Origin of the sequence: Halomonas icarae (genome assembly GCF_009901955.1) — a bacterium.
GTDB classification, from domain to species: domain Bacteria; phylum Pseudomonadota; class Gammaproteobacteria; order Pseudomonadales; family Halomonadaceae; genus Halomonas; species Halomonas icarae.
In genome coordinates this window covers 3353256-3374173 of record NZ_WUTS01000001.1, presented here as the reverse complement: position 1 = coordinate 3374173, position 20918 = coordinate 3353256, and the positions used below count along the sequence as shown (strand labels likewise).

Annotated in this window: 16 protein-coding genes; 1 reads left to right on the top strand and 15 read right to left on the bottom strand. The window is 58.6% G+C overall.

Features of this window, described 5'->3' with window-relative positions; all coding sequences use genetic code 11:
- Positions 1–99: 99 nt before the first annotated feature.
- The 8 genes from qhpG to GRB80_RS15520 all read right to left on the bottom strand — a co-directional run bounded on the left by qhpG (position 100) and on the right by GRB80_RS15520 (position 9718).
- Positions 100–1446, bottom strand: a complete 1347-nt coding sequence (gene qhpG / locus GRB80_RS15555; protein WP_161424150.1) for a flavin-dependent monooxygenase QhpG — start codon at positions 1444–1446, stop codon at positions 100–102.
- Positions 1443–2141 (bottom strand): subtilisin-like serine protease QhpE, encoded by a 699-nt coding sequence (gene qhpE / locus GRB80_RS15550; protein ID WP_161424149.1) that lies wholly within the window; start codon positions 2139–2141, stop codon positions 1443–1445. Before qhpE ends, qhpG begins: the two co-directional genes overlap by 4 nt.
- Positions 2131–3867: an ABC transporter ATP-binding protein gene (locus GRB80_RS15545; RefSeq protein WP_161424148.1), complete on the bottom strand. Its 1737-nt coding sequence runs from the start codon at positions 3865–3867 to the stop codon at positions 2131–2133. The genes qhpE and GRB80_RS15545 overlap by 11 nt, the downstream gene beginning before the upstream one ends.
- A gap of 80 nt (positions 3868–3947) precedes the next feature.
- Positions 3948–5051, bottom strand: coding sequence for a quinohemoprotein amine dehydrogenase subunit beta (gene peaD, locus GRB80_RS15540; RefSeq protein WP_161424147.1), 1104 nt, complete (start codon positions 5049–5051; stop codon positions 3948–3950).
- A 63-nt stretch (positions 5052–5114) separates the two neighbouring features.
- Positions 5115–5438 (bottom strand): quinohemoprotein amine dehydrogenase subunit gamma, encoded by a 324-nt coding sequence (qhpC, locus tag GRB80_RS15535; RefSeq protein WP_161424146.1) that lies wholly within the window; start codon positions 5436–5438, stop codon positions 5115–5117.
- A 3-nt stretch (positions 5439–5441) separates the two neighbouring features.
- The gene (gene peaB / locus GRB80_RS15530) at positions 5442–6872 is read right to left on the bottom strand and encodes a quinohemoprotein amine dehydrogenase maturation protein (protein ID WP_161424145.1); all 1431 of its coding nucleotides are present in this window, start codon (positions 6870–6872) and stop codon (positions 5442–5444) included.
- An 83-nt stretch (positions 6873–6955) separates the two neighbouring features.
- Complete coding sequence (gene peaA, locus GRB80_RS15525; protein ID WP_161424144.1) at positions 6956–8572, bottom strand: quinohemoprotein amine dehydrogenase subunit alpha; 1617 nt, start codon at positions 8570–8572, stop codon at positions 6956–6958.
- 105 nt (positions 8573–8677) lie between these two features.
- Complete coding sequence (locus GRB80_RS15520; protein ID WP_161424143.1) at positions 8678–9718, bottom strand: MBL fold metallo-hydrolase; 1041 nt, start codon at positions 9716–9718, stop codon at positions 8678–8680.
- 350 nt (positions 9719–10068) lie between these two features.
- On the opposite strand from GRB80_RS15520, the gene feaR reads away from it, so the two are divergent.
- Positions 10069–11010, top strand: coding sequence for a transcriptional regulator FeaR (gene feaR, locus GRB80_RS15515; RefSeq protein ID WP_161424142.1), 942 nt, complete (start codon positions 10069–10071; stop codon positions 11008–11010).
- Between the two features lie 114 nt (positions 11011–11124).
- On the opposite strand, the gene GRB80_RS15510 is transcribed toward feaR, so the two are convergent.
- The 7 genes from GRB80_RS15510 to hmgA all read right to left on the bottom strand — a co-directional run bounded on the left by GRB80_RS15510 (position 11125) and on the right by hmgA (position 20887).
- The gene (locus GRB80_RS15510; protein ID WP_161424141.1) at positions 11125–12621 is read right to left on the bottom strand and encodes an aldehyde dehydrogenase family protein; all 1497 of its coding nucleotides are present in this window, start codon (positions 12619–12621) and stop codon (positions 11125–11127) included.
- Between the two features lie 344 nt (positions 12622–12965).
- A complete protein-coding gene (locus tag GRB80_RS15505; protein WP_161424140.1) occupies positions 12966–15401 on the bottom strand; it encodes a penicillin acylase family protein in 2436 nt (811 codons plus the stop codon).
- A gap of 102 nt (positions 15402–15503) precedes the next feature.
- The gene (locus GRB80_RS15500; RefSeq protein ID WP_161424139.1) at positions 15504–16736 is read right to left on the bottom strand and encodes a multidrug effflux MFS transporter; all 1233 of its coding nucleotides are present in this window, start codon (positions 16734–16736) and stop codon (positions 15504–15506) included.
- Positions 16737–16824: 88 nt separating this feature from the next.
- Positions 16825–17469, bottom strand: a complete 645-nt coding sequence (maiA, locus tag GRB80_RS15495) for a maleylacetoacetate isomerase (protein WP_161424138.1) — start codon at positions 17467–17469, stop codon at positions 16825–16827.
- Positions 17469–18452 (bottom strand): MBL fold metallo-hydrolase, encoded by a 984-nt coding sequence (locus tag GRB80_RS15490; RefSeq protein ID WP_161424137.1) that lies wholly within the window; start codon positions 18450–18452, stop codon positions 17469–17471. Before GRB80_RS15490 ends, maiA begins: the two co-directional genes overlap by 1 nt.
- A 41-nt stretch (positions 18453–18493) precedes the next feature.
- Positions 18494–19513 carry a fumarylacetoacetate hydrolase family protein gene (locus GRB80_RS15485; RefSeq protein WP_161424136.1) on the bottom strand — a complete coding sequence of 340 codons (1020 nt, stop codon included), beginning with the start codon at positions 19511–19513 and terminating at the stop codon, positions 18494–18496.
- Positions 19514–19579: 66 nt separating this feature from the next.
- Positions 19580–20887, bottom strand: coding sequence for a homogentisate 1,2-dioxygenase (gene hmgA, locus GRB80_RS15480; RefSeq protein ID WP_161424135.1), 1308 nt, complete (start codon positions 20885–20887; stop codon positions 19580–19582).
- Positions 20888–20918 lie beyond the last annotated feature (31 nt).

The window sequence follows — 20918 nt, the reverse complement described above, 5'->3', positions numbered from 1 at the left end:
CTTGCTCATGATCAGGGTCTCCTGGTCGGTCTGATCAGAGCTTAGCGCCTGGTCCGAATTTCGGGGACCACTTCAGAGGCAGCAATGGTTGATCAACCATCAGGTTTTCCAGCCCTGTTGACGCATCCACAGCGCCAGCTTGCGTGGAGCGTCATCGGGTACACGGTCGCCCAGGGCGTCGGCGATGACTCGTTCGGCAGGAAGGTCGGGCGTCGCTCTTAGCCGTCGCAGAAGTGGGGCCAGGTACACACCATTGAGGTGCCATAGGCCCAGGGGCTCATCGGGAGTGACGACGACTTCGGCCTCATGAATCTCTCCCTCTGCCACCACCGGCCGTCGTGCGATGTGCACCTGATCGGGGGTGACTTCCCGATGCAAGGGCTCGGCATCCGGCCAGTGGCTCCGGGCCTTCCAGAAGGGGTGTTCGGCCCATTGAAGTTCCTGGGCATAGAAGTCGCGGCCGATACGCGCAAAGCGATAGAAGAGTCCGTCTAGGCGCGATTGATGAAACTCACGCGCCAGGAGTTCACGGGAGGGATATCGCAGCAGCGTATTGATCACCGCCGGCGCCTGTAGTGCCGACGACAGCGACTGGAAGATACCATTGCCTGAGAGTGGGTCCACCGCCATGGCGGCGTCTCCCACTCGCAGATAGCGCGATCCGACGCAGTCACCCTGCAGGATCGAGGTGCTACCTCTTGCCCGGGGTGTGTCTGAGGGCTTCGTGTGGCCGAGAAAGGGTTCGGTCAGTGCCGGGGCTTGTTCGGCAAGGTTGGTCAGGCGGGTGCTCATCCAATCCGCCATGGCGTGCCGTGGCGGCAGGCGTGTGGCGGTTGGGTCCAGAGTGATCTGTACATGGCACTCGCCACCGGGACGCCGCGCCAGCCAGGCCCAGCCGTCGGGTAGACTCAGGGCCGCCGAAGCGGCCGGGCCGCTTGCACCCTGGAGGCGTTGTAGAAGAGTCACGCTGCTCGGCCCACGCGCTGTTACGGCTCCTGCTCCGGGAGCGGTTCGCCCCCGAGCCTCTACCACGAAGTCGGCATCGAGACTCGCTATCCCGCGATGGGTTAACCATGTTACCCGATAGCCGGTCGCGATCGGCTGTAGCTCCTTGACCTGGGCGTCTATCACGCTAACCCCCTGGGTCGCGACGTCCTGAAGTAGGGCCTGGTCGAAGGTTCTGCGCTCAACTAGTCGCTCAACATTGGCACTACTGATCGCCGAGTTCCAGGCTACCTGGCGCGGGGAAGGTGCTTCAGGCACCGTCAAGGCTATCTCGAAGCCGGCATGTGCAAGCCCTTGCAGTGCCCGCTCTGACATGCCCTCGATGGCGGCGAAGGGGCGCGGGCGTTGGATCAGTGTGACGCTATAACCCAAACCAACTAGTCCCAGCGCGACCGTGCACCCCGCCGGCCCGCCCCCTAAAATGACAACATGTGCCGTCATTGGTCTTCTCCCGCTCGACGCTGTTCGGGGCCTCGGTAGTTGGCCTCTGCTATCAACCAGTCGCGTACCCGGCTTGGGCGACGCTCGCCGCCTGCTCTCAGGTAGTTGGCTATTCGCGCGCTGAGATGGGCACAACCCAGGCTGGCACCGGCATGGCGACGCTCGCCATTGATCGGTAGCACACAGGCGCCAAAATCGGCGTAGGCGGTATCCAGGTGGGAGATTTCATCCCGAGCGCATCGCGCATCACCGGTCATGCGAAACACTCCAGGATAGCAGGCGGGAAACGTTGGTTCTCCGCGAGCTGGACTGGCGGCACACAGCAGGGTGCCTGCGCGCAGTGCTCGATAGCAGGCATCGCGCAGCACTTCGCTATCTCGGCGCAGGCCCAGGCTGAGGTTGATCAGCTCGATCTTCTGTGCCACCAGCCAGTCGATCGCGGCGGCCACCTGGGTAGGCGTGGTGATGGCTCGTGTCTGGAAAACCTGGGCCACCCATAGTCTGACGTTGGGCACCTGATCGACAAGAATCTTGGTGACTCGGGTGCCGTGCCCCAGAAGATCTTCTCTTGGCGTGGTTTGCCACAGCGCATGATCATGGATCTCGAAGCCGGCGCAGCCCTCACAGTGTGCTCTCAACGCAGGCGCCAGGCCGCTGTCGATAACACCGACGCGCACGCAGCCGTCAGCTCGCATCCAGCACCTCTGCGACGTTGCATGGCGTAAGCTGGCCCTCGGCAAGCCGGAAGTGCCAGTCGGCACCGGCCAGGGCGCTGGCATGATGGCTGATCAGGATCCGGGTGCGTCCGGCGAATAGTCGGTCGACGGCGGCGATCACTTCTGCCTCGGTGGCCGCGTCCACCGCCGAGGTCGCCTCGTCGAGCACCAGGATGGCGGGATCCTGCAAAAGGGCACGAGCGATGGCAATGCGCTGACGCTGGCCGCCGGAGAGCTGTTGGCCGCGTTCGCCAAGTGGAGAATCAAGCCCTGCCGGTAGACGTTCGACCAGTTCATCTAGACGGGCGGCGTGGGCGGCCCGCGCAATATCATCATCGCTGGCCTCGGGTGAGGCGTAGCGCAGATTGTCGGCCAGAGAGCCGCGAAACAGCACGATATCCTGACTGACCACGGCGATGGTGCGACGCAGGGCGGACAAATCCAGGGTGGCGATATCGGTACCGTCCAGGCATAGCCGCCCGGCTTGAGGGTCAAAATGACGCTGCAACAGGTCGATCAGTGTCGATTTCCCCGCTCCCGAGGCACCACTGATGGCGATCTTGGTGCCGGCGGGTAGCACGGCGCTGACACCGTCAAGCACCGGCCGCGAGCGGTCGGGATAGCCAAAGCGCACGGCATCCAGGGTGATCTCGCCTCGCAGCGGAGTCGGCAAGGGCTGCGGTCTTCGTGGCGAGAGTACGTCGGGGTGCTGTTGCCGCACCTCATTGACCCGGGTCAGGCTGACACTCATACGCTGGATGGCCACGTATAATCCCATCAGACTATTGACCGGCCCGGTGGCCATACCCAGATACGTCGAGAAGGCGATCAGCGAGCCAAGCTGCCACTGACCCTCGATGACCCACCAGCCACCGATCAAGAAGGCCGCCGCGCGTGTCAGCGAGGTCAGGGTGGAAGGAATGGCTTGGGTGAAGAACTCGGTGATCTGCAGGCCCAGCAGTTGTCCCAGATAGCGGTCGTTGAGGCCATCCAGGCGACTACGCTCGCGCTCCGACTGGCCGCTCGACTGGATGAACTTGGCGGCGGGCAGGGTTTCGACCAGGAAGCTCGACAGGTCGGCCGAGCGCTCGCGCAGGCCACGGGTCTGCTGCTCGACCTTGCGCCGCATCCAGTGCAGCCAGATTCCTTCGAGCGGCACCAGTATCAAAATCAGCAGTGCCAGCTTCCATGAGAGCAGTATCATCAGCACGATGGCCCCGATGAGGCCGAGCAGGCTGCTGAGCGCCGAGAATAGGCTGTTCACCGCGAAACGCTGGATCTCGGCCACATCTCCGTCCAGACGCGACAACAGATCGCCGGTGCGGCGCTCACCGAAGAAGCGCGGCGACAGCGTCAACAAATGGCGGTAGAGGTCGCTGCGCAGAGCGAACAGGATGCGCCCGGAGAGTCGTGTATGCAGGTAGCGATTGACGCCGGCCAGCAGCGTACTGCTGATGCCGACGAGGATCATCAAACTAGCCATCATCACCAGGGTGCGATAGCTTCCGGCCAGCAGGCCCGTATCTATCAGCAATTTGGTCAGCCAGGGCTGCAGCAACACCAGCAGTGAAGCCAGCAGTGACAGCCCCAGCAGACCGATAATCGCCAGACGATGTGGTGCGATAAAGCCATATAGCCAGCGAAAGCCCTGTTCCAAGGCAGGGCGGTCGTGGCTGTGAATGGCGCGCGTCAACCAATGCAGCACTAAAGCTTTCCTCTACGTCTTGGCCGGTGGGCCGGCCATGGCTGTGCCCCGTGACATGCTGCTTTCCCTGGCTGGGTTGTTTATGGAGCTGCGTCGTGGATTACCGCCACTCGCATATCGGAAGTGGACATATCTCCGGGTAGTTGAATGCTGGCTATTTTCTCGAGAGTTTCTGCGTCGTGCACGGAGATATCACTGCTGGTGCCTCCGGCATAGACGGTATTGCCATCCCGTGAGACGTTGACCGTGTAGTAGGTGTGATCGAGCGGTTGTTCCTTGACGATGGTCTTGGTTGCAATATCGATTTTCGATACGGAATTAAAAACACCATAAAGAATGTTGTCGTCGGTCGGATCGGTGACGAAGTTCATGATCACCTCCGTGAGCGGCGCGATTTCCATGCGCTCGGACTCGGCGGTCTCCAGGTTGACTCGGCTGATGCCCCACCACCATTCGGCGGTTGCCATATCCTGCTCACCGTCAGTGAAGCGGGCAGTACTGTAAGGCATGATGTATTCATTGGCCTGACTGCCTTGGGTGTGCATGGCGAAGGCATCCGGGGTCATCCATTCTTCACCCCGCTGCCAGTTCTGCAAAGGTTCAACCACACGAATGTCACCAGTCTCGGGGTCGATAGCCTGGAGATCGCCGCCACCGAGAATCACCTCCCCGGTGCCGGTGGCGGCGATCTTGGTGATGCGGCGGTCCACGGGAAAGGTGCGTACCGGCTGGGCGCCGATGCCATCGGCGATTTCGAAGACAGCCAGGCGCGGTTCGAGCACCTCATAATGATCGCTCATCAGCCGGACCGGGTTCTGTACGGTATAGAGCTCCTGGCCGTCCTGGCTGACGGCCACCGACTGGAACGACTTGACGGTTTCATTGCCGCTGGACTGTGCGGCATGGAAGGTGATCTCGCAATCGCGGATATCGATACCGACGATATCTTCCCAGATATTGGTGATCACGTAGGCGGTCTTGCCGTCCGCAGCGGGTACCATGATGCCTGAGCCGAACGGACCGGGAATATCGCAGCTACGCAGCAGAGTGTGGCTGGTCATGTCGATGACCTGCAGCTGATTGGGCCGGGTGACGGTCAGCAGGTATTCCCGATAGTCCCGTGCGGTTGGGTCTTCCGAGGATGTCGTATCCGCGGCAGCGCTTGCACCGATGCCGGTCAGCATTAGCCCCCCGATCGTCGCCAGGGAAGAAAGCAGGAGTGAGGGTCTCATCGTGACGTTGCTCCGTTATTGTTCGTCTTCGAAGATGCCGTCGATCTTGCGCCAATCCTCGTTGGCCTTGTCGACACCGTTACCCCAGTCCGGATAAGTACTCATCGTGTCCGGCACCTGTGCCGGCCACCAACAGGCATCGGCACAGCCGTACAGATCCGACTCCATCGGCTGGCAGAGAGAGCTCAGACCACCGAAGGCGTCGATTTCCCAACCCGGGTCGGCCGTCGCGGTACAGCCGACGATGGTCTGCATGGCCACCACGTCCTCAACCTCTTCCGGTGATACTGCCTTCTGAAGTTGCACGGCCTTCTTGTTGAACGATTTGAGGTGCTTCATGGGTCAGGCACTCCTTCTGGGCGACACGTGCGAATCGAAGAAACCCGGGTTATCGAACATGATGCGGGAGTAGGTATGAATGCCGAAGTCCACCCAGTCTCGCATTAGGTCGCAGTAGTGATAGGTAGGGCGTGTCGGATCTCCGTACTTGGCGTAGCTCTCGTGATAGCAGCCGCCCGAACAGAGGTTACGTATATGACAGGTCTCGCAGCCTGTGCCGCTGCGATCGAGACGCTGTTCAACAAACTCCGCCAGTCGCGGCTTGTCGATACCCTGCTTGACGTCGCCGAACAGCGGTAGATCCGATCCGGTGAAGCGGTGGCAGAGATTTAGTCCCCCTTCATGATCAACCGCAAGAAGCCCCACTCCAGCACCGCAGGGCAGCAGCTTCTTGTTGCCTTCGTGCATGTCGCTCAGCAGCTGGTGCATATTGCCGAAACCCAGGCTGCGACCCTCGCGAGCGGCTTCGTAATAGCGTTCACCGAGGCGCTTCATGCCTGTAAAGACCTTGACCAGCTCTTCTTCGGTAAGGTTGTAGGCGGCAATATCACCAGAGGTCACCGGGCCGAAGCCGACCTCGGCGAAGCCCAGCTCGTGATGAAGGTGTTCGAAGATGCGCTCAACATCGGTAACCCCACGGGTCAGAGTGACGCGACAACCCACTGGCCGGGAACGATAGCGCGACAGCAGCATCTCTACCTTGCGGCGGACCACGTCGTAGGTGCCTTGGCCACCCACGGTAATACGATTCTTGTCGTGCAATGCCTTGGGACCGTCCATGGAGATGGTCAGCCCGAAGCGGTGAGCATCAAGCCAGTCCACCAGTGCTTCGTTAAGCATGGTAGCGTTGGTGGTGAGGGTAAAATCCACTTCGGCATCAAGCTCGGCGAAGCGCTGCTCGCAGTAGGCCACTACATCGCGGATAAGCGGCATATTGGAGAGTGGCTCACCGCCAAAGAAGACCACGTTGTAACGCGGTTGATCAGGGGATTCGCTAAGCAGCATCTCGATAGAGCGCACCGCCGTGTCGTAGCCCATCTTTTGACCTTGAGAAGGGGTCGTCAGGTCTTCCTTGTAACAGTAAGTGCAGCTCAGGTTGCAACCAGTGTTGACATTGAGAACTACGGTGGTCAGGGGAAATCGGGTCACTTTCTGCGGCTTGGGATTGATCTGTACCGGAGCGCCGGGCTCCTGAATGACCTCGAGCAATTTCAGCTCATCCAAGGTTTCCTCGATGGCCTCGGCTTTGTGGTGGGCTTCCAGTGTGGCGAGAGTGGATCGATCGACCTTGTCATGCTGGTCGAAGAGTGCCAGCAGGTCGCGGCTGAGAGCATCCAGCTCGAAAAGACTGCTGCTGGGCACATGGAAGAGCATCTGTCTCGACTGAACGTCGACCCGATGCAGATTGGGTTCGACAAGTTGCATGGCACCCATATTCACCTCGTTATTATAGAATGTCGGTCGTCGTCCAGGTGCCACACGGAGTGGCACCACTTCAAGGCCTGAATACAGGAGGATCAGTCGAGCACGCGCTGCACGTAATCCTGCACTGCTACCAGCAGCCGACTTTCTCCGGAGACCTGGTCCGTTCCGTCATCCACCGTCGCTACAGCTTTCAGGCGTCCGACATTGTTAGCCGACTTGGGGCGTTCCGGGTTGGGACCGGCATCGCCGGGGGTGAAGATGCCGTGGGCATCGATGGTACCGGCGTAATCGGCATCCTGTTCATGTGCAGCTGTCTCATCGGCGGGGATGATCGACCAGTCAGCCGGCATATAGCCCAGGCGTAGGTCGTCATCGGTGCCTACCTCGCCATCCGCACCGGCGGCATAGCCCACCGCTCGGAAGGCTACGCGCATCTTGTCGAGCTGGCCGCCGTTACCGCCGACTCGCGCCAAGGCATGGGCCGGCTCGACCTCCAGCCGCGCTAGACGATCATAGACTGCCAAGATGTTGTCGCCTGTCGCTTCGCCCACGGTCACATCACGCACTCCAGGTGAGCCCTTGGCCGCGGCGCTGATCCGCATCCGAATACGGTCATCGCTGCGTTCAATCACCTCCTCGACGCGAACACCCTCACCTAGAGAGACCTCGCCATTCAGGTGCTGGCCAATCAACGTTACCTCTCGGCTTTCTCCAAGCCGCAGGTATCCCGGTTGGATCGCCAGCACTTCGGTGCGCTCATGGTCCTTATAAGCATTCATTGCACCGCCGAGCCGGCGGCTGTCGGCCAGGAACATTCGACCCCGCAGGGTTTCTCCTTCGGGATCGGCCGCCAGCACCTGACGCATCTCGACGTCGTCCAACATCAGCGTGCCGCGCCACTCGTAACCGGTGTAGACACGTGCATGGCCTTCGCCCTCGAGCGGCGAACCATCTGCGTAGTGACCCTTCATCTGCAGCATAAATCCGTTGCCGTCTTCATCGGGGACGGCAGTCATGCGGCCATCATATTCTCCCTTTCCAGGAACGAAACCGATCACGCGCCAGCTACCTTTCAGCAGGGGCTTGTCCTGGCTCAACCACTCCTCCCAAGCTTCGCTCTTCAGCCCGTATCGCTCAGCCAGTTCCGGTGCTACCTCGTCATGGGCCAGTCGATACCACTCGCGATCGCGAGCCATGGCATGTAGCTCGGTGGTGGGGAACTGGCCCATATGAAAATTGACCAGATACTGCCACTCCTGCTCGGTACGGCGCTGTAAACCGAATCTTGCCGCGGAGTGACAGCGAGCGCACATCTGCTCAAGATTTGGGTCGACCTCGGTTTCCACTCGGTTGGTATCCTGCTCCAGCAGGTAGCGGAAGGGGGCCGCTTCGCTTGGTGCAAGCCCTTGAGTGTTAGCGAGATACTCTACCAGTGCTTGTTTCTCCTGCGGCGGCAGCCATACGCCTCTCAAATGCAGCATGCGATTGATCGACATATGCCAGCCTTCTGGTGTCTTGCGCTGGTCGGAAATACGCGAAAAATGTGCCGCTCCACTCTCGGTAGTGGTCTCCGCATGGCATAAAGTGCAGTGCTCACGCAAGATCTCCTCCCCTCCCCTGGCCTGGGCGGAAAGGCTGCCAAGTCCTGCAATCATTAGTAGTAGAGCACTACGGAAAAACAGCCGCAGCCTGGCTTTTTTATGATTCATGACCGTCGCTCCTGGCTAGAATTGGAGAGTAGTTTCTCTACGCAATCCATATGCTTTCTTATGGAAAACTCGCTTAGAGCATATGAATAGTAAAAAATACTCTATTTATTCGAAGATATCGCCATCATTCGCTAGTGCGAAATCGCCGCTATAGGCTTGCGTCATCTCGTCAATCAAGCTGTTTTCTGAAGCACCCAAGAAGAGGGGGTGAATCATGATCAGCGACTCGGGATTGATCTGCTCGGCAATGTCGGCCAGCTGTTCGGTCGTCGTATGGGCATCCAGCATATACTCTTGCCACTGTGGGGGTAGCCCTTCCAGCCCGGACTGAGACATGACCTCATGCAGTAAAATATCGGCTCCCTGAGCGTGCTGTATCAGATTTTCACTGTAGCTGGTGTCGCCGGAGATAACGATAGTCTTGTCGGGTGCTTCGATGCGATAGCCGAAGGCTTCACCGGCCTCCCAGCTGCCATGATCGACATCAAAAGCGCTAATAGTGACATAGTGATCCTGATAGATGATGCCGGGCGCTGAACCGAGCTCTGTGACGATTCCGGTGTAGGGCGCCTCCTTGCCGATAGGCAGGCTAGCCAGACGGTGCTGTATATCCGGCTGGTAGGCTGAGACGACGCCGTCGACGACGGTTCGGGTGCCGGAAGGGCCCCAGATCTTTACCGGCTCTTCACGCTCGAGCACCCAACCCCGCAGCAACAGTTCGGGAATGCCGAGGATATGATCGGAGTCGAGGTGTGTAAGGAAAAGTTTATTCAGGAATGTCGGGTACATGAATTCCGGATAAGAGGGCGAGGTCGGAAAGATCCCCTGCTTATCCAGAGTCTGGAAACTGGCCAGATTTTCCATGAAGCCGGCACCTGCATCGAACAGATAGACTTCATCCTGATTGACAACGATGGCGGTGGCCGTTCCGGCACGACCTTCGATGATGTTAGGTGTACCGGTTCCCAACGTAATGACCCGCGTTGGTGCCACGAGACTCTCGGCGGAAACGCGAGCCTCAGTAACGTCATCGATTGAGCCTGTTTCATCGGCTGCTGAGCACTGGCTGGCCACGAAAAATAATGAAAATACCGTACTGGTCAGCAGAGGGCGAGCGCCTGAAGCGCCCAAGACATGGAGCTGCATAGGGGAGTGCCTGTTTATTATGTTTGGTAGTCGATGCCTGCCAAGTCTGCTTACCTCCGGCCAGTTTCTCGCCCAGGCAGCCTGATTGTCAGGGTTTGGGGTGCGATATCGATCGGACCCTTGACGATTTTGGTTCGGCGCTGACTCTTGAAGGTCAGCTATGTCTAGTAAATACGCAAGGCAGGGGGCTTTCTTGACTCCCCATGCCTGTACAATTGACTCGTTGTGACATATGCCATATTTTCCCAAAATGCGCATTTATATAAGAATTGGACGGATGAACTAGAATGGCGTGTAATGATCGTGAACGTTTGGCCAAAGATCTTCGACTTTAGTCGAAAGGAGACGCTATGGCTTCCTTGAGTCCTGTCCAGCCCGTGTTTTCTCATTGGCTGACTTCGCTGCGTCAAGTATGCGGTAATTTTGATGCACAGCCGCCAAGCGGGATGCCTTTTTTCGGTGATGTCAAATGCTTGACAAGCGTAGGACTAGAAGTTGCCGAGATAACAACGAATGCGAAGCACATCACACGGCGGCGTCTCAACGCCGATAATGAAGATGATCGACACTGTTTTCTTATCTTGCAACGCCGCGGGCGAGCCGAGATCTACCAAAATGGCCGCTCAACAAGTTTGAATGCCGGTGAAATGGCTCTGGTGGACTCGGTCCAAGAGTGCGAGATTCTTCCTTATGGTTTAATTGACCACGCTTCCTTTCATCTTCCGCGTCAAGATGTTCTCAAACGACTCGATAAGCGAGAAGTACCTTTTGGTAAACTGCGGATCGCAGGACCCAGCGGGGACATCCTTCAGATGATGATGAGCCGAATTCTTTCTCTTGGGCCTGGTGAGGTCGATAAGAGTGAAGGAGAGGCACTATGTGCAGCCATGATTGCGTTGCTTCGAGCTCAGGATTGGGGGCAGACACATCCTGAAGAAGACATGAATACGGCTGAGCACTTGTACAGAAGTGCGAAGCTTTTAATTGATCAACAACTTCAAGATACTGACCTGTCGCCAAACAAGGTGGCGATACGTCTCAATATATCTGTGCGTCAGCTCTATCGAGTCTTCGAAACGCAAGCAGAGACCGTGGCACGATATATCCAGAGAAGACGCCTTGAACGAAGTGCCGAGGCCCTGACTTGCTCTGCGCAAGCACATCGCTCAATTACCGATATTGCCTTTGAATGGGGGTTTACAGACTCAGCCCACTTTAGCCGTGCCTTCAAGAAAGCATTTGGTCAGTCACCAAGAGACTATCGGCATCATTATTATAGAGATAAGTCATAACTGGAAAGAGTCGCGCAGGTCTAGCCGAGCAGCTGGTATTTTTAACTTCACCCCGAAAGCTGGATTGGTTGTCTAACTTTCAGGGTGCAGTTCATTTCTCACTATGTTTGTTTCTCAGTAAGCAATGCATACGGACTTGAGAGTCGTACAGGCCTCTAGAGCCTCACGACCAAACTCTCTTCCAATACCCGACTGCTTGACTCCCCCAAACGGTAAGCTGGCATCAAGCGTAACATGTGTATTGACCCAGACTGTGCCGGCTTCAATTTCGGGGATAAGGCGCATGGCTTCCGACAGGTTATTCGTCCATACGCTTGCCGCCAGGCCCAGGTCACTATCGTTGACCATGGAAAGCGCCTCATCCACGTCATCGAAGGGTATGACCGATAGTATGGGACCGAAGATTTCTTCACGCGCCGCGCTCATTTTCTGTGTCACGTTGCTCAAGACCACGGGCGAAACGTAGAAGCCTTCGCTATCGGGTATTGAGGGTCCACTCAGTACCCTGGCACCTTCCTGCTCTGCACGCTGCAGATGGGAAAGTATGCTCTGCCGATGCCGGTGGGAAACAACCGGGTTAAGCTGTGCGTTGGGGTCCATGCCGGGACCGATTGACATCTGCGAGATAGCGCCATGAAGCTTGTTGCAGAAAGTGTCGTGCAGGTCACGGTGAACATAGAAGCGTGAGGCTGCGGCGCATACCTGACCCTGATTGAGCAGGCCCGCCATGAGTGCGCCCTCCACGGCTGCGTCAACGTCGGCGTCTGCCAGCACCAGCATAGGGTTTTTTCCGCCCAGCTCAAGCGAGAAGCTGGCCATATGATCCACGGCCGCGTGTCCGATCTGTTTGCCAACCTCGGTACTGCCGGTAAAAGTGACCTTATTCACGTCGGGATGACTCGCCAGGCGTGCGCCGGCCATCGAGCCGGAACCGACCACCACGTTGAATACTCCGCGCGGCAAGCCGGCTTCGAGGGCCAGCTCCGCCAGCCGCAGCACGCTTAGCGGGGTTTCCGTTGCCGGCTTGATCACCACCGAGCATCCGGCTGCCAGGGCCGGCAAGACCTTCCATAATGCAATCATCATGGGAAAGTTCCAGGGTACGATGCCGGCGACGACACCCACGGGTTGGCGAAGCGTATAAGCGTTAAACTTGGCCCCTTCGGGCATGCCGATGGACACATCGGTTGTTTTTCCCTCTACCTTGGTCGTCCAGCCCGCCATATAGCGAACGAAGTCGACGGAGAAGCCAACGTCTACTGCGCGGCTAATATGAATCGACTTGCCTTGGTTAAGAGTTTCGATCTGAGCAAGTTCTTCGGCATGTTCTTCGATTATATCGGCGAATTTTAGTAAGACCCGCTCACGCTGAGCCGGCGATAGTCCGCGCCAATGACGGTGCTGAAAAGAGCGTTTCGTCGACGCTACCGCCTCATCGACCAGCGCCATGTCCGCCAAGCAAATCTTGGCAAGCGCCGCACCCGAGGATGGGTCAAGCACCTCTCGAACTTGATCGGTTGCCGCAGCATAGTGGCCATCGACAAAGCTGCCGGTGGCACGTTCAAAAAAGGCATTAACTTCGCTTAGACGCGGTAGCATGGTATCGCTCATTATTTTTTGCCTCTTGCGAAAGGGAGGGTGCTGTGTAGCTGCCCAAGATAAACTAAGCCGGTGTACCGGTTTTCGTTTGACATGTCTCAACGAATCTAGCACCCCCTAGATATTCGAGCTTGCCCGAGGCTGCCAGTAGTCTGTTCTCTGCCTGCCACAGCCGCAACAGTCTCCAGCGCTGCAAATGGGCCGCTGAAGCAGGCTATTGGAGTTAGGCAGAGATGGTGTCTCGGCGTTACTGCCGTAGTGAGGTGCTCTTCAAGAGCTGATCAGGCTATTGTCACAAGAAGACCCTCGACCTTTGCATCGAGGATCTTCGTGCGCTATGAGGTGAGGAGAGTAGCTCAGTACGTCAGTCGTTCCTGCCTGGTGGAGTCCTCCCGGATCGTCGCCGTATTTAGTAGCACAGGTTTGTTCTCGAGTTCACGGAACAGCGGGATCTGATCGTCATAATGCGGTGAGCGATCTCCATCAGGAGCCACGAAGCCGGATTGTCCTGGCGCCGCCACTTCGTAGCCGCGTGCCTCCTGCGACGTGAACACGGTCATGTTGTTCTCAGTGCCGCGATTCATGGCGTGATGAACGCGGATGTCTTCGTCTTTACCGGCTTGAGGCACGCCCATGAAGTTGCGATGCGAGAAGATAGTATGGGCTACTCCGCTGCGCCAGGCATCCATGTCATCGCCCTGCGTCTGCTGAAGATTGGCGATGGCGATCTGCATGGCTTCACGCATCAGCCGCTTCGGGTCGCGATCCGCGAACAGGTCGTAGGTACCGCTCTCGCCATGCTGGTGTTGACGCAGCGCCCTATACACCAACTTCGCCGCCACCGAGATATTGGTGCTGCCGGTGCTAGCCTGGCCTGGTTTGAGGTGGCCGGTGGTCAGGAACCAGGGAGCGATTTCTTCGGGCAGTATATCGCTCAGGCTTAGTATGATCAGTTGCTCGAGCCAGGCTCGGTACAAGGGGATCGCGGCCTGGTCATACTCACCGTCAGCATCCTGATCGTACTCCATGTAATCCCACTTGGAGAGTAACTCAGCCCCCCTGCGAAGCGTGTCATCGTTCTCGCCATCGAGTGCGTCGAGCAGAAGAGGAATAAAGAAGCGTGGGCTTGGGTCGACGAAGGATGCATCCATCATCAGCTGCCAGGCCTCGTCAGCGCTCAGGCGTTCCTGAGACTCGACGGCGTCGATGAGTGTCTGAACGCGATCGGCTTCGTGCCAGGCATACCACCACATGTCTGGGTTAGGCATCCCCTCTGCCGGACGCTGGTTCCAGTTGGTGATGTAGCCGGTGGACGGGTTGAGCACCTGGGGGTTACTGTCGAAAGGCATGAAGCCTTGCCATTCGTATTCGCCGTTGCCCGGCATCGGGAGTCGGCCGTCGCTACCGGGGGCCCTGACGGGATAGTGGCCCCCTAGCGCATAGGCGATATTGCCTTGCTGATCAGCATAGTACCAGTTGACATTGATCGCTGACTGGCTGACTTCCGCCTGCCAAGTTGTATGGTCCTCAGCCTTGGCAACACGATTCCAGGCCATTAGGGTGGAGACTTCCTTGCCCTCCCAGCCGCGCTGCTTGGCGTAGGCGACGCCTTCGTCAGGTCGGTAATCGACTACCGCCCCGTGGTGGGAGCGATAGACCTTTATGTCGACGTCCTCTGCGCCCTTTACGGTGATGGTCTCGGAGCGCATTTCGAGCTTCCGGTAGCTATCCTCGAAGCGATAGCGGGTTGGATCGTCGGGGTCAAGCTCTAGCCGGAAAATATCGACGTTGTCGGCGGCTCCCCAAGTGCTGCCCCAGGTGATCTTTCCATTATGCCCAAATACTACCATTGGATAGCCGAAAGGGCTGTTGCCAACGGCATTGTAGCCGGCGCCATGCAGACCAATAGAGTAGGTATAGGCCGGCTGGTAGAAGCCGAACTGCGGCCCGTTTATCAGGATCGATGTAGCCGAGTCGGTGCGCTCCGGACCGAGCACCAATATGTTGCTGAAGGCCTTCTCGGGAGCCGACAGCTCGGCCAGGTCCTGAGATCGTTCCAGGGGAGCTGTCGATGTGAAGGCGGGGTCGGTCCCGCCAAGAGTAAAGGCACCCTGGCGTCTGGCGGGATCCCATTCGCCATTTGGCACCGTGGTCTGGGCATCTGGATCGTAAAAGGCCAGCAGCCAGTCAAAAATGGCCTTGCCAGTATCCTGACCATGCTCCCTGATTAGGTTATTCAGGATCTGTTGGTTCTGGATTTCGGTGTTGTAGTCGCCGAAGCGGTTAATCATGGTGCCGATGAAGACCATGGCGACATCGAAGGCTTCCCAGGGTTCAGGTCTGAAGCCATGATCGAGAAATTGCTTCGGCATTCGGTTGTCGGGCGCTGCTTCGATCTCCTCGAGCCAGCGATTGATGCCATCGGCATAGCCTTGAAGGATGTTGTACTCGTGCTTATCCAAAGCTGCCAGTTGCCGGCGAATACGCTCCGGATCATAGTTGCGGCGTACCCCCGTGTCGAAGTCTATATACTCCTCGCCCAGCACTGCAGCGACATGGCCCTGTGTACTGCGTCGTGTCATCTCGAGCTGGAAGAGGCGATCCTGAGCGATGGCATAACCGTAGCCCATGAACAGCCCGTAATTGTCGTCGGCAAAGACATGTGGCGTACCGGCCTGGCTCCATTCGATGGTCACCTCAGCGGCCGCGGCTGGCTGGATGCCAAGCATTGCGACTAGCGGTAGAGCGGTCAGCAGCGTTGTGCAGGTCCCAAGAGTAAATGGTTGAGCCATTTTCTATCAATCCTTATTTATATTATGGTTTTAATATGGGTTATGGGAGTTACTTGATGTCATCAGATGCCAAAAAATACTCTCGCTTGCGGGCTGGTCCCATCATCGCGATACCTTTTTGGTAGCTGATGGTGGCGCGGAACTCGAGCTCATATCACTGTTTCTTCCCAAGCTGAAGAATGCCAGTAGTGACAACAAGCCCGCGAGTCCAATGGCCACGGCCATGGTGAGTGAAGTGCCATCGTGAAACTGGCCGACCAGGGCCCCTCCCAGAGCGGCGATGGTCATTTGCAGGAAGCCGAACAGTGAAGAGGCGGAGCCTGCGCATTCGGGATTGGGCGCCAGGGCGCCGGCCATGCTCTGCGGCATGACGATACCGAAACCGAACAGAAACAGAATATGAGGGCCAATGACCGCCCAGGGCTGGTGCACGCCGAATATTGCCAGCGCCGCCATGCTGCTACCGGACAATGCACAGAGCGAGGTGGCGATCCACAACAAACGATCTCGACCCAGGCGATGGCTGTAACGACCGCTGTACAAAGTGCCCGAAAAGAACCCCGCCACGATCAAGGTAAACCCGATACCATACTGGAACGGCGATAGCCCCATATACTCGATGAGTACGAAGGAGGAGCCCGAGAGGAAGGCAAACAGACCGGCGAAGCCGCTGGCGTTGATCAGGGTATAGCCGAGGAAGCTGCGCTGGGTCAGTAGCATGCGGTAGTTGGAGAGGATGATGCGTGGTGCGACCGACTGACGCCGCTCTGGCGGTAGTGACTCGGGCATCAACAGGGTCAGGATAAACAGCATGATCACCGCATAGAGCGATAATAGCAGGAAGACAGATTGCCAGCCGAAGAACAGTAGCAGCCCTGCTCCTACTACCGGGGCAAGCGCCGGCGCCAGTGCCATGGTGCTGGCCATGTAGGAGAGAACGCGGCCTGCTTCGACGGGGCCGTAGATATCGCGAACCGCGGCGCGCCCCAGCACCGGGCCGGCGGCGCCACCGAAGGCTTGCAGGAAGCGGCCTGCCAGTAGCCACTCGATATTGGGCGCGAAGGCACACAGCAGGCTGGCAGCCAGGAAAAGGGAGAAGCCGGCGATCATCACCGGTCGGCGCCCGAATCGATCGGAGATCGGTCCGCAGAAGAGTTGGGCCAGGGCAAAGCCTGCCATGTAGAGGCTCAAAGTCAGCTGTACCTGGTCGGGCCCGGTGTTCAACGCTTCGGCCATCGCCGGCATTGCCGGCAGGTACATATCGGTGGCCAGCGGGCCTAGGGCCGTCAGGGCGGCCAGCACCACGATGGTGGCGGGGGAGGTCAGCCTCAGCACCGAGGTCTCCTTAATGTTGTTATCGGCCAACAGAAAAACGGGCAAAACTTTCGGGAAGTCCTGCCCGTTCCATTAGCCTGCTAGTTTCTCAGCCGGCATCCGGTTGTGCTTCCGGAGCTGCCTTGGCAAAGGCGGGAAGCGCACGACAGTTGGCTGCGATACCTCGAATCCTCGGGTAGGGCGACAGATCGCACTCGAAACGTTCGGCGTTGAACACCTGGGGGACCAGGCAGATGTCCGCCAGGCCTGGGGAGTCTCCATGACAGAACTTGCCGCTGCCCGCTTCGGCAGTGAGCTTGGCCTCCAGGGCCTGGAAGCCTTCGGCGATCCAGTGGCGGTACCAGCCGAGCTTGGCCTCGTCACCCACACCGAGCTCGCCCACCAGGTACTTGAGTACCTTGAGGTTGTTGAGAGGGTGGATCTCGCAGGCCACCAGCTGGGCCAGGGCGCGCACTCGCGCACGACCTTCGGCATCTGCCGGCAGAAGTGGCGGTTCGGGATATATCTCATCGAGGTACTCACAGATAGCCAGTGACTGAGTCAGCTGTGTTCCCTCGCTGGTTTCGAGTACCGGTACCAGCCCCTGGGCGTTGCGAGCGAGATTGGCATCTCCGCGCTGCTCGCCCTTTACCAGGTTGACCGGTGCCTGGTCATAGTCGAGTCCCTTGAGATTTAGCGCGATGCGCACCCGATAGGCAGCCGATGAGCGGAAGTAACCATAAAGTGTCGTCATCACTGTTTCCCTTGGTCAGGAGTGGGGCTCTTGGTCAGGGGGATTTCCATCAGATCCTGACCCACGATGATATGACCATCGAATTCACTGCTGGCCGCGTCATACCAGGACTGGTCATTATCACTAGGCCCACCGGTCGGCACGAAATGATTGAGTACCAGGGTGTCTACCCCGGTGCTTTTCGCGATTCTGCCCACCTCTTCGGGTGGTGTATGAGCCTCAACGATATGCCGCACCAGTGCATCATTGCCCGGGTCGATGCGCTCAACCAGCGCCTCCACACCGGGTACGCTGACCACTTCGTGCACAAGAATGTCGGCATCCTGGGCGTGTTGGATGAGGTTGTCACCGCCCGAGGTGTCGCCCGAGAAGACGATGGCATGCTCGGCCGTATCGAAACGTAGGCCGTAAGACGGCTCTGCGGCACCGTGGGGCACTTCGAAGGCGGTCACGGTGACATTGTCATCCTGGTAAATGACTCCATCGGCAGTGATTTCGTGGACCTTCACCATACGCGTCAGGTCAGGGCGCCCCTCGTCGACCTGGCGCAGGGTAATGTCCCACTCGTTCAGAGCCATGCAGGCATCGGTCATCCGCTGAAGCGGCTCAGGACCATAAGCATCAATATCATCGCGCTGGCCACTGGCCCAGCTTCGAACCAGCAGTGGGCAATAGCCAACGTTATGGTCGGAGTGCTGGTGGGTCAGGAAGACGGCGCGCAGGTCGCGTGGAGAAATACCGGCCAGGATCATCTGACGCACTACGCCATCGCCTGCGTCGATGATGTAGACATCATCGCCGATGACGAGAGCGTTGGCGGGCTGGGCCCGAGCCGCCTTGGCGGATGGGCCGCCGGCTGTGCCCAGCAATACCAGGCGTGCTTCCTGTTGATCGTCGGCGGCGCCGGCGCTCAGTGAAAGGCTGACACCTAGTGCCAGAAAGAGGGCGCCGAAGCGCCCTTTAAATTGCTGAAGCTGCTGCATAGAAAAGCCTTGTTATGATTGTGAAGCGTTAAGCAAAGCGCTTACTTGGGCTCGTACTTCACGACCTGCTGGTCGATGGCACCGAAGATGCTCTTGCCTTCACGGTCGAACATTTCGATACGGACCCGGTCACCGAAGCGCATGAACGGAGTCTTGCTGTCGCCGTGGAGGATCTTCTCGACCATGCGTACCTCGGCCAGACAGCTGTAACCTACCCCACCGTCCGCGACCGGCTTTCCGGGGCCACCGTCGGGGTCCGGGTTGGAGACGGTGCCGGAGCCGATGATGGCGCCGGCGCCCAGGTAGCGGGTGCGTGCGGCGTGGGCCACGAGTTGCGGGAAGTTGAAGATCATGTCGGGGCCGGCCTCAGGCTCGCCGAACTTCTCGCCATTGAGATGAACGGTCAGCGGCAGGTGCACCTTGCCGTCCTGCCAGGCGTCGCCCAGCTCGTCCGGAGTGACGGCGATGGGAGAGAAGGCAGAAGCGGGCTTGGCCTGGAAGAACCCAAAGCCCTTGGCGAGTTCGCCGGGGATCAGGCCGCGCAGGCTGACATCGTTGACCAGCATCACCAGCTTGATGTGCTGGGCGGCCTGCTCGGGAGTGGCGGCCATGGGGACATCGTCGGTCACTACCGCAATCTCGCCCTCGAAGTCGATGCCGTGCTCCTCGCTGATCGCCTCGATATCTTCGGTGGGCGCCAGGAACTTGTCTCCGCCGCCCTGATACATCAGCGGGTCGTTCCAGAAGGTCTCGGGCATCTCGGCGTTGCGCGCCTGGCGGACCAGCTGGACGTGATTCAGATAGGCGGAACCGTCGGCCCAGTGGTAGGTGCGCGGTAGCGGTGAATGCAGGGCGCTCTGGTCCAGATCGAAGGCACCGTCAGCCTTACCGTCGTTAAGTTCGGCGTAGCGTGCCTCGAGCTTAGGACTCACGGCGTCCCATCTCTCGATCGCCTGCTGGAGAGTCGGAGCGATGTCGACGGCGCTGACGGCGCGGGAGAGATCACGAGAGACGAGAATCAGTTCACCGTCGCGTCCGTTCTTGAGGGTGGCCAGTTTCATTGAAAAGTCTTCCTTTCGTCAGGGACGGGGCTGATGGCGCCCCGTGCATCGTTGAAATTGACTCGATCAGCGCTGCTCAGGGGTGAAGTTCGAGCGCAGGGTCGACCAGACATCCACATAGTCGCGCTGACGGTACTCCGTGGCGAGGGCGGCCTCGGTGGGGTGGTAGACATAGCGGCTTTCGAACATGAAGGCCAGGGTATCTGCCAGGTATTGTGGTTTAAGCTCGGCGTTGGAGGCCTTGTCGAAGGTTTCGGCGTCGGGACCGTGCGGCGACATGCAGTTGTGCAGGCTGGCGCCTCCCGGCAGAAAACCTTCGGCCTTGGCATCGTACTCACCGTGAATCAGGCCCATGAATTCGCTCATCATGTTCCGGTGGAACCAGGGAGGACGGAAGGTGTTTTCTGCCACCATCCAGCGCGGTGGGAAGATGACGAAATCCAGGTTGGCCACTCCCGGCGTATCTGAGGCGGAGGTCAGCACGGTGAAGATCGACGGATCCGGGTGGTCGAAACTGACCGTGTTGATGGTGTTGAAGTGAGCAAGGTTATATTTATAGGGGGCATAGTTGCCGTGCCAGGCGACGACATCCAGCGGCGAGTGACCGAGGCGGGTTTCCCAGAAGCGGCCCGAGAATTTGGCAACGAGTGAGAAGTCACCCTCGACATCCTCGTAAGCGGCCACCGGGCTCTGGAAATCGCGTGGGTTGGCCAGGCCATTGGCACCGATTGGGCCAAGGCCCGGGAGCTCCACCGGGCTGCCGTAGTTTTCGCAGATGTAGCCGCGAGCGGCGTCGACGTTCTGCCCCTTGCGTACCTGGAACTTGACGCCACGAGGGATCACGGCAATCTCGCCGTTGTCGACTTCTATCTCGCCGAACTCGGTGCGCAGCCGCAGCGTACCGAGCTGCGGCACAAACAGCATTTCGCCATCTGCCGTGTAGAAGAACCGGTCGGTCATATCCTGATTAAAGGCATAGACATGCACCCCGACCCCGGTCTGGGCTCCGGCATCGCCATTGACGGCGATGGTCAGCAGGCCATCGATAAAGTCGGTGGGCTCATCGGGCAGAGGTGCTGGATCCCAGCGCATCTGGTTGGGGTCTGCGGCGGGCTTGTCCAAAGGTGAGGTGTGTACCTGATGATTCTCCAGTGGCCGATAGGCGCTCTGTACCACCGACGGGCGAATGCGATAGAGCCAGCTTCTCAGGTTCTGATGCCGAGGGGCGGTGAAGGCAGAGCCCGTCAGCTGTTCGGCATAGAGTCCGTAGGCACATTTCTGTGGTGAGTTTTGCCCCTCGGGAAGTGCTCCCGGCAGGGCCTCAGTAGAGAAGTGATTGCGAAAGCCGTGCTGATAATTCAACTCGTCAGCCATTGTTGTGTCCTCATTAAATGTCTGTCTTTAT

Bases quoted from the DNA above. Each gene is read 5' to 3' on its own strand.
- GRB80_RS15510 (WP_161424141.1), bottom strand. From the start codon at position 12,621: ATGAGCGATACCATGCTACCGCGTCTAAGCGAAGTTAATGCCTTTTTT.
- qhpG (WP_161424150.1), bottom strand. From the start codon at position 1,446: ATGACGGCACATGTTGTCATTTTAGGGGGCGGGCCGGCGGGGTGCACG.
- GRB80_RS15520 (WP_161424143.1), bottom strand. From the start codon at position 9,718: ATGCAGCTCCATGTCTTGGGCGCTTCAGGCGCTCGCCCTCTGCTGACC.
- qhpE (WP_161424149.1), bottom strand. From the start codon at position 2,141: ATGCGAGCTGACGGCTGCGTGCGCGTCGGTGTTATCGACAGCGGCCTG.
- GRB80_RS15505 (WP_161424140.1), bottom strand. From the start codon at position 15,401: ATGGCTCAACCATTTACTCTTGGGACCTGCACAACGCTGCTGACCGCT.
- GRB80_RS15490 (WP_161424137.1), bottom strand. From the start codon at position 18,452: ATGCAGCAGCTTCAGCAATTTAAAGGGCGCTTCGGCGCCCTCTTTCTG.
- maiA (WP_161424138.1), bottom strand. From the start codon at position 17,469: ATGACGACACTTTATGGTTACTTCCGCTCATCGGCTGCCTATCGGGTG.
- peaA (WP_161424144.1), bottom strand. From the start codon at position 8,572: ATGAATCATAAAAAAGCCAGGCTGCGGCTGTTTTTCCGTAGTGCTCTA.
- peaB (WP_161424145.1), bottom strand. From the start codon at position 6,872: ATGGGTGCCATGCAACTTGTCGAACCCAATCTGCATCGGGTCGACGTT.
- feaR (WP_161424142.1), top strand. From the start codon at position 10,069: ATGGCTTCCTTGAGTCCTGTCCAGCCCGTGTTTTCTCATTGGCTGACT.
- hmgA (WP_161424135.1), bottom strand. From the start codon at position 20,887: ATGGCTGACGAGTTGAATTATCAGCACGGCTTTCGCAATCACTTCTCT.
- peaD (WP_161424147.1), bottom strand. From the start codon at position 5,051: ATGCTGACCGGCATCGGTGCAAGCGCTGCCGCGGATACGACATCCTCG.
- qhpC (WP_161424146.1), bottom strand. From the start codon at position 5,438: ATGAAGCACCTCAAATCGTTCAACAAGAAGGCCGTGCAACTTCAGAAG.
- GRB80_RS15485 (WP_161424136.1), bottom strand. From the start codon at position 19,513: ATGAAACTGGCCACCCTCAAGAACGGACGCGACGGTGAACTGATTCTC.